This is a genomic window from Mycolicibacterium frederiksbergense (assembly GCF_012223425.1).
GTDB lineage: Bacteria > Actinomycetota > Actinomycetes > Mycobacteriales > Mycobacteriaceae > Mycobacterium > Mycobacterium frederiksbergense.
Genome location: NZ_CP038799.1, coordinates 3730636 through 3744233, shown reverse-complemented (window position 1 = coordinate 3744233; position 13598 = coordinate 3730636). Strand labels below are relative to the sequence as shown.

At 68.1% G+C, this 13598-nt stretch carries 12 protein-coding genes; 6 read left to right on the top strand and 6 right to left on the bottom strand.

The window, feature by feature from the left end:
* Positions 1-94: 94 nt before the first annotated feature.
* The 6 genes from EXE63_RS21200 to rpmF all read right to left on the bottom strand — a co-directional run bounded on the left by EXE63_RS21200 (position 95) and on the right by rpmF (position 4813).
* Complete coding sequence (locus tag EXE63_RS21200; protein ID WP_168143560.1) at positions 95-253, bottom strand: hypothetical protein; 159 nt, start codon at positions 251-253, stop codon at positions 95-97.
* Between the two features lie 126 nt (positions 254-379).
* The gene (locus EXE63_RS21195; RefSeq protein ID WP_168143559.1) at positions 380-874 is read right to left on the bottom strand and encodes a MogA/MoaB family molybdenum cofactor biosynthesis protein; all 495 of its coding nucleotides are present in this window, start codon (positions 872-874) and stop codon (positions 380-382) included.
* 62 nt (positions 875-936) lie between these two features.
* Entirely contained in the window at positions 937-2208 is a 1272-nt protein-coding gene (locus tag EXE63_RS21190; protein ID WP_168143558.1) for a S1C family serine protease, read from the bottom strand.
* 155 nt (positions 2209-2363) lie between these two features.
* A complete protein-coding gene (locus EXE63_RS21185; RefSeq protein ID WP_436277639.1) occupies positions 2364-3893 on the bottom strand; it encodes a HAMP domain-containing sensor histidine kinase in 1530 nt (509 codons plus the stop codon).
* Positions 3893-4582 carry a response regulator transcription factor gene (locus EXE63_RS21180; protein ID WP_105362257.1) on the bottom strand — a complete coding sequence of 230 codons (690 nt, stop codon included), beginning with the start codon at positions 4580-4582 and terminating at the stop codon, positions 3893-3895. The genes EXE63_RS21185 and EXE63_RS21180 overlap by 1 nt, the downstream gene beginning before the upstream one ends.
* 57 nt (positions 4583-4639) lie before the next feature.
* Entirely contained in the window at positions 4640-4813 is a 174-nt protein-coding gene (gene rpmF / locus EXE63_RS21175) for a 50S ribosomal protein L32 (protein ID WP_057168308.1), read from the bottom strand.
* A gap of 308 nt (positions 4814-5121) precedes the next feature.
* Here rpmF and EXE63_RS21170 point away from each other — a divergent pair, with 308 nt between their 5' ends.
* The 6 genes from EXE63_RS21170 (at position 5122) to EXE63_RS21145 (ending at position 13548) form a co-directional block, all read left to right on the top strand.
* Positions 5122-6852 (top strand): acyclic terpene utilization AtuA family protein, encoded by a 1731-nt coding sequence (locus EXE63_RS21170; protein WP_301335184.1) that lies wholly within the window; start codon positions 5122-5124, stop codon positions 6850-6852.
* A 70-nt stretch (positions 6853-6922) separates the two neighbouring features.
* Positions 6923-8074 (top strand): acyl-CoA dehydrogenase family protein, encoded by a 1152-nt coding sequence (locus EXE63_RS21165; RefSeq protein WP_168143556.1) that lies wholly within the window; start codon positions 6923-6925, stop codon positions 8072-8074.
* Positions 8071-9666 (top strand): acyl-CoA carboxylase subunit beta, encoded by a 1596-nt coding sequence (locus tag EXE63_RS21160; protein WP_168143555.1) that lies wholly within the window; start codon positions 8071-8073, stop codon positions 9664-9666. Before EXE63_RS21165 ends, EXE63_RS21160 begins: the two co-directional genes overlap by 4 nt.
* A gap of 5 nt (positions 9667-9671) precedes the next feature.
* Positions 9672-11636 (top strand): ATP-binding protein, encoded by a 1965-nt coding sequence (locus tag EXE63_RS21155; RefSeq protein ID WP_168143554.1) that lies wholly within the window; start codon positions 9672-9674, stop codon positions 11634-11636.
* The gene (locus tag EXE63_RS21150; protein WP_168143553.1) at positions 11633-12793 is read left to right on the top strand and encodes an acyl-CoA dehydrogenase family protein; all 1161 of its coding nucleotides are present in this window, start codon (positions 11633-11635) and stop codon (positions 12791-12793) included. Before EXE63_RS21155 ends, EXE63_RS21150 begins: the two co-directional genes overlap by 4 nt.
* Positions 12793-13548 carry an enoyl-CoA hydratase family protein gene (locus tag EXE63_RS21145; RefSeq protein ID WP_168143552.1) on the top strand — a complete coding sequence of 252 codons (756 nt, stop codon included), beginning with the start codon at positions 12793-12795 and terminating at the stop codon, positions 13546-13548. Before EXE63_RS21150 ends, EXE63_RS21145 begins: the two co-directional genes overlap by 1 nt.
* Positions 13549-13598: the final 50 nt, after the last annotated feature.

Below are 13598 nucleotides of genomic sequence, written 5' to 3'. Positions count from 1 at the left end.
ACTTGGCGCGCGCCAGTTTGCCCCGCACGTGGAGCAGAAAGAACTGATCGGCTGGAATCCGGAAGATTCCAGCCGATCAGAGGGAAATTACTGCTCAGCCGTGGTGCGGCGGGACGTTGTCCCGGATCCACCGGTCGCGGTCGTAGTTTTCTTCCGGGGTGTCGCCGTCGCGCTCGTCGCGAGTGGTGCTCGGCATTTCCTCGCCGAAGATCGCGTTAACTGCATCCTTCGACGGTCGCGTCGGCCGGGTCACGATGAGGCACCGCTTGTGACCAACGTCACATTTACCACGTGACTGCCGTTCACCTGTCCGTAACCTGCCGATCTTGAAAAGGGTGCGCAGACCTGCATGGTTACCATCTGGACACCCATTTCCCGCTCAGATATCGAGGCTCGACAGCTGCCCGATCACCTGGACGGCCAACGGGTTGAGGGTGGCCATGCCGTCCCGCACCGCGGCGCGGGAGCCGGCGATGTTCACCACCAGGGTGCTGCCCGAGATGCCGGCCAGGCCACGCGATACGCCGGCATCCACGATGCCTGCGGAGAGCCCGGACGCGCGCAGAGCCTCGGCGATGCCCAACAACTCACGGTCGAGCAGTTCGACGGTGGCCTCCGGGGTCACGTCGCGGGGGCTCACGCCGGTGCCGCCGACCGAGATCACCAGATCGACGCCCCCGATGACCGCGGTGTTGAGCGCATTGCGGATCTCCACCTCGTCGGCGGAGACCACCACGACCCCGTCCACCAGGAAACCGCTCTCACCGAGCAGCTCGGTGACCAACGGTCCACTGTGATCCTCTTCGCCGTGTGCTGTCCGGTCGTCGACGACGACGACGAGCGCCCGCCCGACCAACTCCCCTGGTTGTTCCATGCCTGTCACCGTATATCCGGCCGACGACAAGGACCCAGGCAAGGTCACATCCAGTCCGCGGGTCACTGCTGGGCCTTACCCAAGGTCACGTCCAGGGTCTCCGGTCCGCCGGATCCCTGAAAGGTCAGCGTCACCTTCGTCCCGGGTGCCTTCGACCGCACCGCCGCGACCAGGGCGTCGGCGCTGTTGATGACACGACCGTCGACCTTGGTCACCACCACGCCGCTGGGCAGTCCCGCCGCGGCCGCCGCGCCACCCTCGGTGACCTCGACGATCTTGGCGCCGTCCACCGATGCGTCATTGCCGACCTGGACACCCAGCGAGGCGTGCGATGCGGTCCCGCCCTGCACCAGTTCGTCGGCGATCCGCTTGGCCTGGTCCACCGGGATGGCGAAGCCGAGGCCGATCGAACCGCTCTGGGACTCCGCGGAAGCACCGCCCAGGGTGGCGATCGCGGAGTTCACGCCGACCAACTCACCGTTCATGTTGACCAGCGCGCCACCGGAGTTGCCGGGGTTGATCGCGGCGTCGGTCTGGATCGCGTCCAGCACTGTGTTCTGGTCGCGGCTGTTCCCGCCCGCGGCGACCGGACGGTTCAGCGCGCTGACGATGCCGACGGTGACGGTGCCCTCCAGTCCGAGCGGCGATCCGATGGCGACGACGTCCTGGCCGACCCGCAGGTCTCCCGAGGAGCCGAGCGCGATCGGCGTCAGATCCGACACCCCTTCGGCCCGCACCACGGCGATATCGCTGCTGGGATCGGTGCCGACCACCGTGAACGGCGCGGTGCGGCCATCCGCGAAGGTCACCTTCGTCTGCGACCGCCCGGGGGCGCCCTCGGTGGCCACGACGTGGTTGTTGGTGAGGATCAATCCGTCGGTGGACAGGATGATGCCCGACCCCTCTTCGGAGGCGCGGCCCAGGTTGGTCTCCAGCTTGACGACGCTGGGCACCACCTTCGCGGCGACCTGCTCCACTGAGCCCACCGGCACGCTCGCCGCCGGCATGCCCGGCGTGGCACCGCTGCTGCTGGAGAAGCTGGTGGAGGGCTGGTCGGGCTGAGCCAACACGGCCACCCCGCCACCGATAGCGGCGGAAACCACCGCGATCGCGGCCGCCCCGGCCACCAAAGCACCTGCACGCGAACGCTTCTGGGGCCCGTTTCCGGTGGTTCCGGTGGTGCGATACGGGTCGTACTGCGGCCGCGGCTGCTGAGGCTGCTGGGCATAACGCCAGTCATAGGGCTGCTGCTGATAGCCCTGCTGATAGCTATTGCGCTGGGTGGAATAGCCGGGCTGGGACGGAGGCGGTGTATACCTCGGGTCGTTCGTCATATCGCTCGGCGCTCTTTCTTTTCAGCGGTTCAGTTATCTGTTCAACGCATCGGACAGCCATACAGTGCCGAGCTGGGCTGAGAATCCACTTAGAGAATGACATGGCCGAACCCATCAATTTCTGAAGATTTCCCCACGTCATCCCCCGCTGGACGCTACCTATTGTCTGCGCCCGCGGACGTGGCGTCCATCGATGTGTCCCCGCGTGTCGGCGATATCCCGGTCGGCGCCTGGAACGGCGCGGTCGCCGCCGCGCTCTCGGGCAGCACCCGACGGCCCGGCAGCACGATGCGCACCGAGGCGCCCGACGGCTCGCCTCCTGGCACGGTGTCGTCAACCTGAAGTGTCCCACCGTGTTTGAGGACCACCTGTTTGACGATCGCCAGTCCCAGACCCGAACCGGGCATCGCGCGAGCCGATGTGGAGCGGTAGAACCGCTCGAACACGAGGTCACGTTCCTGCGGCGGAATGCCCGGGCCCATATCGGAGATGACGAGTTCGGCGTGTAGTGCGTCGCGTTGCCACAGCCGCACCAGCACGGTGCTGTCGGGCGGGCTCCACTTGGCGGCATTGTCGAGCACGTTGAGCACCGCCCTGGACAGTCCGGCGACATCGCCGTCGACCTGCCAGTCGATCAGGTTCACGTCGAAGTCGATATCGTTGCGGCGGCGACGAACTCGCTCCAGCGCGCGATCCACCACGTCGGACAGGTCGACCTTCTCCCGGATCACCACCCCGGCGTCATCGCGGGTGAGGTCCACCAGATCGCCCACCAATGTGGACAATTCCTCGATCTGGGCGATCACATCGGCCTGCAGTTCGACCATCTCGCCCTCGGGCAGCCGGGGTGCGCCGGGCGCCATCGCGGCCATCAGCAGCTCGACATTGGTGCGCAACGAGGTGAGCGGGGTCCGCAATTCGTGACCGGCGTCGGTCACCAGCCGGGACTGGCGCTCCCTGGATTCCGCGAGCGCGCGCAGCATCATGTTGAAGGCGTCGGTCAGCCGGGCCAGCTCATCGGTGCCGACGACCGGGATGGGCCGCAGATCGTCGGTCCGCGCGACCCGCTCTGCGGCCTGGGTCAACCGCGCCACCGGGCGCAGGCCGGCGCGCGCGACCATCCCGCCGGCTATCGCGGCCACCGCCATCCCCGACGCGCCGACGATGGCCAGCACGGTGCCCAGTCTGTTCAGCAGGGCGATTGTGGGCGCCAGACTCTTGGAAATCAGCAGGGAGTTACCGTCGGCGAGATGTACCGCGAGCACCCGCTGGTTGTTGACGGTGCGCAGGGACATCAGCAGCTCGCCCTGGACGACGGCCTTTTCCGGCGCACCGAGCGGCAACGTCTGGCCCTGCTGATTGGCGGTGTAGATGTAGCGTCCGGGGCTGACCAACATGGCGTTCACGTCGGAGTAGGCGGTGCCCTCGATGGCCTTGCCGGGGTCCGCGGCCAGCGACCCGCTCTCGATGAGCAGTTGTGCGCGGCTGTGCAGCTGGGTGTCGATGTCGTCGTAGACGGAGCGGGACACGACGGCATACACGGCGACCGCCATCAGCACCACGACCATCGCGACCATCGACATCGCCAGCAACATCACCCGCCAGCGCAGCGAGACCGCGCTGACGTTTCTGGTGTACCGGCGTTGGCTGTCCGATCGGAACACCGGCTTCTTGAACAGCCGCATCAGGGCGGGGTTTCCCGCAGCACATAACCCACCCCGCGCACGGTGTGGATGAGCCGCGGTTCACCCTCGGCCTCCGTCTTACGACGCAGGTAACCGACGTATACCTCCAGCGCATTGCCCGAGGTCGGGAAGTCGAATCCCCAGACTTCCTCCAGGATGCGGCTGCGGGTCAGTACCCGCCGGGGGTTGGCGATGAGCATTTCCAGCAGCGAGAACTCGGTGCGGGTCAGGCTGATCTGCCGTTCACCGCGGGACACCTCACGCGTCACCGGGTCCAGGCTCAGATCGGAGAAGGTCAACGCCCGGGAATCGGCGTTCTCCTCCGGAAGGGTGCGCCGGCGCAGCAGGGCGCGCATCCGGGCCAGCAGTTCCTCCAGCGCGAAGGGCTTGGGCAGGTAGTCATCGGCTCCCGCATCCAGGCCGGCCACCCGCTCGGAGACCGAATCCCGCGCGGTGAGCACAAGGATCGGCAGATCATCACCGGTACTGCGGAGATGCCGACACACTTCGAGGCCGTCGAGCCTCGGCATCATCACGTCCAGGACAAGGGCGTCCGGCCGATCACTGGAGATCGCCTCGAGGGCCTCGACACCATCTTGGGCGAGCTCGACGGAGTATCCATTGAACGAAAGCGACCGGCGCAGAGATTCGCGCACCGCGCGATCGTCATCAACGACAAGAATGCGCACAGCCACAGTGTCATCCCTCCATCTGAGAGCGACCTGAGAGGCGCGCCGCTGGAGCGGTTACTTGCGGTCGAGGTCGACCAGGCCGAGGCGAGCGGCCTTGAGCAGGCGACGCGGCACCTTGCGCTGTTGGCCGCCCACAGCGACGTTGACCAGGCCGACGGCCTCGGTCTTCCACTGCGACCGGCGGCTACGGGTGTTCGAGCGCGACATCCGGCGCTTGGGCACAGCCATGTTGGAGATCTCCTCTTGCGGGGTTTCCGCCGCGCAGCGAACAGCGACGGCAAGTTGCACCACAGGATAGCCCGCACCGCCGGATGCCTCCAAACTGCGGAGGAACGTACGCGGTTTCGGCCTCGAGGCGATGTCCGTGGCGCAAGACTGCAACAGCGGACGGATCAAGGCCCACCCCTTGACGCGGTACCGTCGGTACCGACTAATCTACCTACCGGTTGGTCGGAGTGCGATGGGAGCTTTCAGTGGAGTCTGCAGCAGTGCGAATCGGCAACTGCTCGGGGTTCTACGGTGACCGCATCGCGGCGATGCGCGAGATGCTCGAAGGTGGTGAGCTCGACTACCTCACCGGCGACTACCTGGCCGAACTGACCATGCTGATCCTGGCCCGCGACCGGGCCAAGAGCCCCGAACTCGGCTACGCCAAGACCTTCCTGCGCCAGCTGGAGGACACGCTCGGACTCGCCCTGGACAAGGGCGTGAAGATCGTCGCCAACGCCGGCGGCCTCAATCCGGCCGCGCTGGCCACCGCGGTGCGTGACCTCGCCGATCGACTCGGAGTGCGCGCGGCCGTCGCCCATGTCGAGGGTGATGACCTCGTCGCGCGGGCCGACGAGCTCGGGTTCGGGGGAACGGCACCGCTCGCCGCCAACGCCTACCTGGGCGCCTGGGGCATCGTCGAGTGCCTGAACTCCGGAGCCGATGTCGTCGTCACCGGCCGTGTCACCGACGCCTCGGTGATCGTCGGTCCGGCCGCCGCCCACTTCGGCTGGACCCGCACGGACTACGACGCCCTCGCCGGCGCGGTCGCGGCCGGCCACATCATCGAATGCGGCACCCAGGCCACCGGCGGCAACTTCTCGTTCTTCACCGAGATCCCCGATCTCGGGCATCCCGGCTTCCCCATCGCCGAGATCGCCGCCGACGGTTCCTCGATCATCACCAAGCACCCCGGCACCGGTGGCCTGGTCAGCACCGACACCGTCACCGCCCAACTGCTCTACGAGATCGCCGGCGCGCGCTACCCGAACCCGGACGTGACGCTGCGCATGGATTCGGTCTCGGTCTCCGCGGCCGGTCCCGACCGGGTCCGGGTCAGCGGTGTGCGCGGCGAGGCCCCGCCCCCGACGCTGAAGGTCTCGCTGAACAGCATCGGCGGCTTCCGCAACGCCACCTCGTTCGTGCTGACCGGCCTGGACATCGAAGCCAAGGCCGCGCTGCTTCGCTCCCAGCTGGAAAGCCACCTCAAGGCCCGGCCCGCCGAGCTGCAGTGGACGCTGGCCCGCACCGATCATCCCGACGCCGACACCGAGGAAACCGCCAGCGCGTTGCTGCACTGCGTCGTCCGCGACCCCGACCCCAAGATCGTGGGCCGCCAGTTTTCCTCCGCCGCAGTGGAACTGGCGTTGGCCAGCTACCCGGGCTTCACCTCGACCGCCCCGCCCGGAGACGGCCAGGTGTACGGGGTGTTCACCGCCGGATATGTCGATGCCACCGCGGTGCCGCATGTCGCCGTGCACGCCGACGGCACCCGGGTGGCCGTCGCCCCGGCGGCCGAGACGCTGGTCGTCGAGCCCGCCGAGGCGCCCGAACTTCCCGAACCGATCACACCGGGCCCCACCGTCCGGGCACCGCTGGGCCGCATCGCCGGCGCCCGCAGCGGGGACAAGGGCGGCTCCGCCAACGTCGGGGTCTGGGTGCGAGCCGGGGCGAGCGAAGCGACGGGAAACAACACCGGGGCGAGCGAAGCGACGGGAAATGTCACCGGGGCGAGCGAAGCGACGGGAAACACGGCAGATGCCCAATGGCATTGGCTGGCAAATACATTGACCGTCGAGAAGCTGCGCGAACTGCTCCCCGAGACCGCCGGCCTGCCCGTGACGCGGCACCTGCTGCCGCGGCTGCGGGCGGTCAACTTCGTCATCGAGGACATCCTCGGACAGGGTGTCGCCTACCAGGCCCGATTCGATCCGCAAGCCAAAGGCCTGGGCGAATGGCTCAGATCCCGATACGTCGACATCCCGGAAAGGCTGTTGTGATGCGAAGGCGAACCCTCGTGAGGATCGCAGCGAGGCACGAGCGAGGACCGGAGCGAGGGAGAGCCGAGCAATGAGCAAGAGCATCTGGCACGCCCCCGAACGTGAAGATCTGCGAAAGACGGTGCGGGCGTTCGCCGAGCGCGAGATCCTGCCCTACGCGCAGGAGTGGGAACGCGCCGGCGAGATCCCCCGCGAGCTGCACGCCAAGGCCGGCGCGGCCGGGTTGCTCGGTGCGCCCTACCCGGAATCGGTCGGCGGCGGAGGCGGTGACGGCGCGGACGCGGTGATCATCTGCGAAGAACTGCATCAGGCCGGCGTGCCGGGCGGCACGTTCGCCTCGCTGTTCACCTGCGGCATCGCGGTGCCGCACATGATCGCCTCCGGCGATCAGCGCCTCATCGACACCTACGTGCGGCCCACCTTGCGCGGTGACCTCATCGGGTCACTGGCCATCACCGAACCCGGCGGCGGCTCCGATGTCGGACACCTGACCACCAAAGCTGTCCGCGACGGCGACGATTTCATCGTCAACGGTGCCAAGACCTACATCACCTCCGGTGTGCGCGCCGATTACGTGGTCACCGCGGTGCGCACCGGCGGACCGGGCGCCGCCGGGGTGTCCCTGCTCGTCGTGGACAAGAACACTGCGGGCTTCGAGGTCAGTCGCAAGCTGGAGAAGATGGGCTGGCGTTCCAGCGATACCGCGGAACTGTCGTACACCGATGTCCGGGTGCCCGCCGCGAACCTGGTCGGAGCGGAGAACACCGGCTTCGTGCAGATCGCCGGCGCCTTCGTCTCCGAGCGGGTGGGCCTGGCCGCGCAGGCCTATGCCAGCGCACAACGGTGCCTGGACCTGACCGTGCAGTGGTGCCGGGACCGGGAGACCTTCGGCCGTCCGCTGATCTCCCGGCAGGCCGTGCAGAACACACTGGCCGACATGGCGCGGCGCATCGATGTGGCACGGGTGTACACCCACCGGCTGGTGGAGCGCGAGATGGCGGGCGAGACGAACCTGATCACCGAGGTCTGCTTCGCCAAGAACACCGCCGTGGAGGCCGGTGAGTGGGTGGCGAATGCGGCCGTCCAATTGTTCGGCGGGATGGGCTATATGGCCGAGGCCGAGGTGGAGCGGCAATACCGCGATATGCGCATCCTCGGCATCGGCGGCGGCACCACCGAGATCCTCACCTCGCTGGCGGCCAAGACGATGGGCCTGCAATGACCCGACTGACATCGACCCTGGATCCGCGCGCGGCGGCCTACGGCGAGGCCGCCGACGCCATGACGGTCAAGCTGGCCGAGCTGGCCACCGAACACGAACGCGCCCTCGCCGGCGGCGGCAGCAAGTACGTCGACCGCCACCATGCCCGGGGCAAGCTGACGGCACGCGAACGGGTTGAGCTGCTCCTGGACCCGGATGCCCCGTTCCTGGAGCTGAGCCCGCTGGCCGCCTGGGGCAGCGACTTCACCGTCGGCGCCAGTGTGGTCACCGGTATCGGTGCGGTCGAGGGTGTCGAGTGCCTGATCGTCGCCAACGATCCCACCGTCAAGGGCGGCACCAGCAACCCGTGGACGCTGAAGAAGATCCTGCGCGCCAACCAGATCGCGATGGAGAACCGGCTTCCGGTGATCTCCCTGGTGGAATCCGGCGGCGCGGACCTGCCCACACAGAAGGAGATCTTCATCCCGGGCGGGCAGATGTTCCGTGACCTGACCAGACTGTCGGCCGCCGGGATCCCCACCATCGCACTGGTCTTCGGCAATTCCACCGCCGGCGGCGCCTACGTGCCCGGCATGTCCGATCACGTGGTGATGATCAGGGAACGCTCCAAGGTGTTCCTCGCCGGGCCCCCACTGGTCAAGATGGCCACCGGCGAGGAATCCGACGACGAGTCCCTCGGCGGCGCCGAGATGCACGCCCGCACATCCGGTCTGGGCGACTACCTGGCCGACGACGAGCTCGATGCCATCCGCATCGGACGGCGCGTCGTGGCGCGGCTGAACTGGCGCAAACAGGGACCGGCACCGGCGCCGGTCGTCGAGCCCGAGTACGACGCCGAGGAGCTGCTCGGTATCGTCGGCGCCGACCTGCGCATCCCGTTCGACCCGCGCGATGTGATCGCCCGCATCGTGGACGGCTCGGACTTCGACGAGTTCAAACCGCTCTACGGTTCATCGCTGGTCACCGGATGGGCCACCCTCTACGGCTATCCGGTCGGCATCCTCGCCAACGCCCGCGGCGTGCTGTTCTCCGAGGAGTCGCAGAAGGCCACTCAATTCATCCAGCTGGCCAACCGCGCGAACACGCCATTGCTGTTCCTGCACAACACCACCGGCTACATGGTCGGCAAGGCGTACGAGGAGGGCGGCATGATCAAACACGGATCCATGATGATCAACGCCGTCTCCAACTCAGCAGTGCCGCACATCTCCCTGCTCATCGGGGCGTCCTACGGGGCCGGCCACTACGGGATGTGCGGGCGCGCCTACGACCCGCGTTTCCTGTTCGCTTGGCCCAGTTCGAAATCTGCGGTGATGGGCGGAACGCAGCTGGCCGGCGTGCTGTCGATCGTCAGCCGGGCCGCCGCCGAAGCCCGCGGCCAGCAGGTCGACGAGGCCGCCGACGCCGCGTTGCGCGCCGCGGTCGAGGCACAGATCGAGGCGGAATCCCTGCCTATGTTCCTGTCCGGCCGGCTCTACGACGACGGTGTCATCGACCCGCGCGATACCCGCACCGTGCTGGGAATGTGCCTGTCCGCCATCGCCAGCGGACCGATCGAGGGGACGTCGAACTTCGGCGTCTTCAGGATGTGAGCGCCATGATCACACGAGTCCTTGTCGCCAACCGTGGCGAGATCGCCCGCCGGGTGTTCACCACATGCCGCCGCCTCGGCATCGGTACCGTCGCGGTGTACACCGATCCCGATGCCGCGTCCCCGCACGTCGCCGAGGCCGATGTCCGGGTGCGCCTGGAGGGCCGCAACGGCTACCTGGATGCCGGACAGCTCATCGCCGCGGCGCACACGGCCGGTGCCGACGCCATCCATCCGGGATACGGATTTCTCTCCGAGAACGCGGAGTTCGCCGAGGCCGTGCAACGGGCCGGGTTGGTCTGGATCGGCCCGCCGGTATCGGCGGTGCAGTCGATGGGCTCCAAGATCGAAGCCAAGAAAATGATGGCCGCCGCCGGCGTGCCGGTGCTGGCCGAACTGGATCCCGCCGCGGTGACCGCCGCGCAGCTGCCGGTGCTGATCAAGGCGTCCGCCGGCGGTGGCGGACGCGGTATGCGGGTGGTTCGCGACCTCGCGGCGCTGCCCACCGAAGTGGCTGCCGCGCAACGGGAAAGCCAGTCTGCGTTCGGCGATCCGACGGTGTTCTGCGAACGCTATCTGGCCGCCGGCCACCATATCGAGGTCCAGGTGATGGCCGATCAGCACGGCACCGTCTGGGCCGTCGGCGAGCGTGAATGCTCGATTCAGCGCCGGCACCAGAAAGTCATCGAGGAGGCACCCTCACCCCTGGTGGAACGCACGCCGGGGATGCGCGCCAAGCTCTTCGAGGCCGCGCGGCTGGCCGCGGGAGCCATCGGGTACACCGGCGCGGGCACCGTCGAGTTCATGGCCGACGCCCGCGGTGAATTCTTCTTCCTGGAGATGAACACCCGGCTGCAGGTGGAGCATCCGGTCACCGAGGAAACCACCGGTCTCGATCTCGTCGAATTGCAGATCGAGGTGGCCGACGGGGCCGCACTGCCCGCGCAACCCCCCGCGGCGCAAGGGCATTCGATCGAGGCCCGGCTGTACGCCGAGGACCCGGCCCGCGGCTGGCAGCCGCAGGCCGGTGCCGTGCACCATTTCGCCGTTCCCGCCGCACGTACCGAGTTCGGCACGCTCGGACGGGTTGGGGTCCGGCTGGATTCGGGCATCGTGGACGGCTCACAGGTGTCGGTGTTCTATGACCCGATGCTGGCGAAGGTGATCTCGTTCGCGCCCACCCGGCAGCGGGCCGCGGCGACCCTTGCGGATGCGTTGGCCCACGCCCGGATTCACGGGGTGGGGACCAACCGTCATCTGCTGGTCAATGTGTTGCGGCACCCGGCGTTCCTGGCCGGTGACACCGACACCGCGTTCTTCGACACCCACGGACTGGCCGACCTATCGGCCGCCCCACCGGACACCGCCGCGCTGTCGGCGCTGGCCGCTGCGCTCGCCGATGCCGCACACAACCGCAGCACCGCAACTGCTTTCGGCCCCGCTCCCAGCGGGTGGCGCAACCTCTTCTCGGGCTACCAGACCCGGGCGTTCCGGGACGCCGCCGGAGAGGAACAGCTCATCCGGTATCGCGTCGGCCGCAGTGCGGTCGAGTTACCCGACTTCCCGGCTGTCACCGTGGTGTCGAGCAGTCCGACACGGGTGGTGCTGTCCGTGGGCGGCGCCGAACAGGCGTTCGACGTGGCCCGCTACGGAGACGACGTCTTCGTCGATTCGCCGATCGGGCCTGCCCCGCTGACCAGCCTTCCGCGTTTCCCGGATCCGGACTCCGCGGTGGCGCACGGTTCGCTGCTCGCCCCGATGCCGGGCTCGGTGGTGCGGGTGGGTGCCGCAGCGGGAGACACCGTCACCTCCGGGCAGTCGCTGATCTGGCTGGAGGCCATGAAGATGGAGCACACCATCACCGCCCCGGCCGACGGCGTGCTCGCCGAACTGAATGTGCAGCCCGGACAACAGGTCGAGGTCGGAGCCGTCCTGGCCCGGATCGAAAACCCCGAAGGAGATCAATCGTGACCAGCTTCATCGAGACCGAGGAACAGCAGGCGCTGCGCAAGGCCGTCTCGGCGATGGCCGCCAACTACGGCCAGGACTACTACCTGGAGAAGGCGCGCGCCGGCGCGCACACCGACGAACTGTGGTCGGAGGCAGGCAAGCTCGGTTTCATCGGAGTGAATCTCCCCGAGGAGTACGGCGGCGGTGGCGCCGGCATGTACGAGTTGTCGATGGTGATGGAGGAGATGTCGGCGGGCGGCTGTCCGCTGCTGATGATGGTGGTCTCCCCCGCCATCAACGGCACCATCATCAGTAAGTTCGGCACCGACGAGCAGAAGAAGCGCTGGATCCCGGGGATCGCCGACGGCTCGATCACCATGGCCTTCGCCATCACCGAACCGGACGCCGGCTCCAACAGCCACCGCATCACCACCACCGCGCGCCGCGACGGCAGCGACTGGATCCTTTCGGGTGCCAAGGTGTACATCTCCGGCGTGGACCAGGCCCAGGCCGTGCTCGTCGTCGGCCGCACCGAGGATCACAAGACCGGCAATCTGAAGCCCGCGTTGTTCGTGGTGCCCACCGACACCCCGGGACTGTCCTGGACGAAGATCGAGATGGAGATCCTCAGCCCCGAGTACCAGTTCCAGGTCTTCCTCGACGACGTCCGGCTGCCGTCGGACGCGCTGGTCGGTTCCGAGGACGCGGCGATCGCGCAGCTGTTCGCCGGGCTGAACCCCGAGCGCATCATGGGGGCGGCCAGCGCCGTCGGCATGGGACGCTTCGCCATCGGCAAGGCCACCGACTACGTCAAGACCCGGCAGGTCTGGAAGACACCCATCGGCGCGCATCAAGGCATCTCACATCCATTGGCGCAGAACCACATCGAGATCGAGTTGGCCAAGCTGATGATGCAGAAGGCTGCCGCGCTCTATGACAGCGGTGACGATTTCGGCGCCGCCGAGTCCGCGAACATGGCCAAGTACGCCGCGGGCGAGGCTTCGGTGCGCGCCGTCGACCAGGCCGTGCAGTCGCTGGGCGGCAACGGGCTGACCAAGGAGTACGGCATCGCGTCGGTGCTGACCGCCTCCCGGCTGGCCCGCATCGCGCCGGTGAGCCGGGAGATGATCCTGAATTTCGTCGCGCAGACCTCGCTGGGCCTGCCCCGGTCCTACTGATGCTCGTCGAATACACGCTCCAGGGCCGGGTCGCGCGGCTGACGCTGGACTCCCCGCACAACCACAACGCGCTGTCCACCGCGCTCGTCGAACAACTGCACCGCGGTTTCGACGACGCCGTCGCGGCCGGGGCCCGGGTGGTGGTTCTCGGGCACACCGGGCGGACCTTCTGCGCCGGCGCCGACCTCAGCGAGGCCGCCGGTCGGGACCCTGGAGACATCGCGGTGGACCGCGCCCGCGAGATGACCCGGCTGCTGCAGGCGATCTTGGCGGCGCCGGTGCCCGTGATCGCCGCCGTGGACGGTCACGTCCGCGCCGGCGGGATGGGACTGGTCGGCGCGTGCGATATCGCGGTGGCCGGGCCGCAGAGCACGTTCGCGCTCACCGAGGCCCGCATCGGTGTCGCCCCGTCGATCATCTCGCTGACGCTGCTGCCGAAGCTGACCGCGCGGGCGGCGGGCCGCTACTTCCTCACCGGCGAGAAGTTCGGCCCGGCGGAGGCCGCCGACATCGGATTGATCACCATCGCCACCGACGACGTGGCCGGCACGGTCGCCACCCTGTCCGCCGATATCGCCAAGGCCTCCCCGCAGGGTCTGGCGGCGTCCAAGGCGCTCACGACGGCCGCGATCCTCGCCGGGTTCGATGCGCACGCCGACGCCTTGACCGCGCAGTCCGCCGAGCTGTTCACCTCCGCCGAGGCCCGCGAGGGCATGCTGGCCTTCCTGCAGAAACGCAGCCCCGACTGGGCGTGAGCGAACGCCTCGGGTTTGCCAGTTTCGACGACGAGCTTGCGTTTACCGGC

Coding starts and splice junctions, on each gene's coding strand:
- EXE63_RS21145 (WP_168143552.1), top strand. CDS start 12,793: ATGCTCGTCGAATACACGCTCCAGGGCCGGGTCGCGCGGCTGACGCTG.
- EXE63_RS21170 (WP_301335184.1), top strand. CDS start 5,122: ATGCGCGAGATGCTCGAAGGTGGTGAGCTCGACTACCTCACCGGCGAC.
- EXE63_RS21165 (WP_168143556.1), top strand. CDS start 6,923: ATGAGCAAGAGCATCTGGCACGCCCCCGAACGTGAAGATCTGCGAAAG.
- rpmF (WP_057168308.1), bottom strand. CDS start 4,813: ATGGCTGTGCCCAAGCGCCGGATGTCGCGCTCGAACACCCGTAGCCGC.
- EXE63_RS21185 (WP_436277639.1), bottom strand. CDS start 3,893: ATGCGGCTGTTCAAGAAGCCGGTGTTCCGATCGGACAGCCAACGCCGG.
- EXE63_RS21155 (WP_168143554.1), top strand. CDS start 9,672: ATGATCACACGAGTCCTTGTCGCCAACCGTGGCGAGATCGCCCGCCGG.
- EXE63_RS21190 (WP_168143558.1), bottom strand. CDS start 2,208: ATGACGAACGACCCGAGGTATACACCGCCTCCGTCCCAGCCCGGCTAT.
- EXE63_RS21195 (WP_168143559.1), bottom strand. CDS start 874: ATGGAACAACCAGGGGAGTTGGTCGGGCGGGCGCTCGTCGTCGTCGTC.
- EXE63_RS21160 (WP_168143555.1), top strand. CDS start 8,071: ATGACCCGACTGACATCGACCCTGGATCCGCGCGCGGCGGCCTACGGC.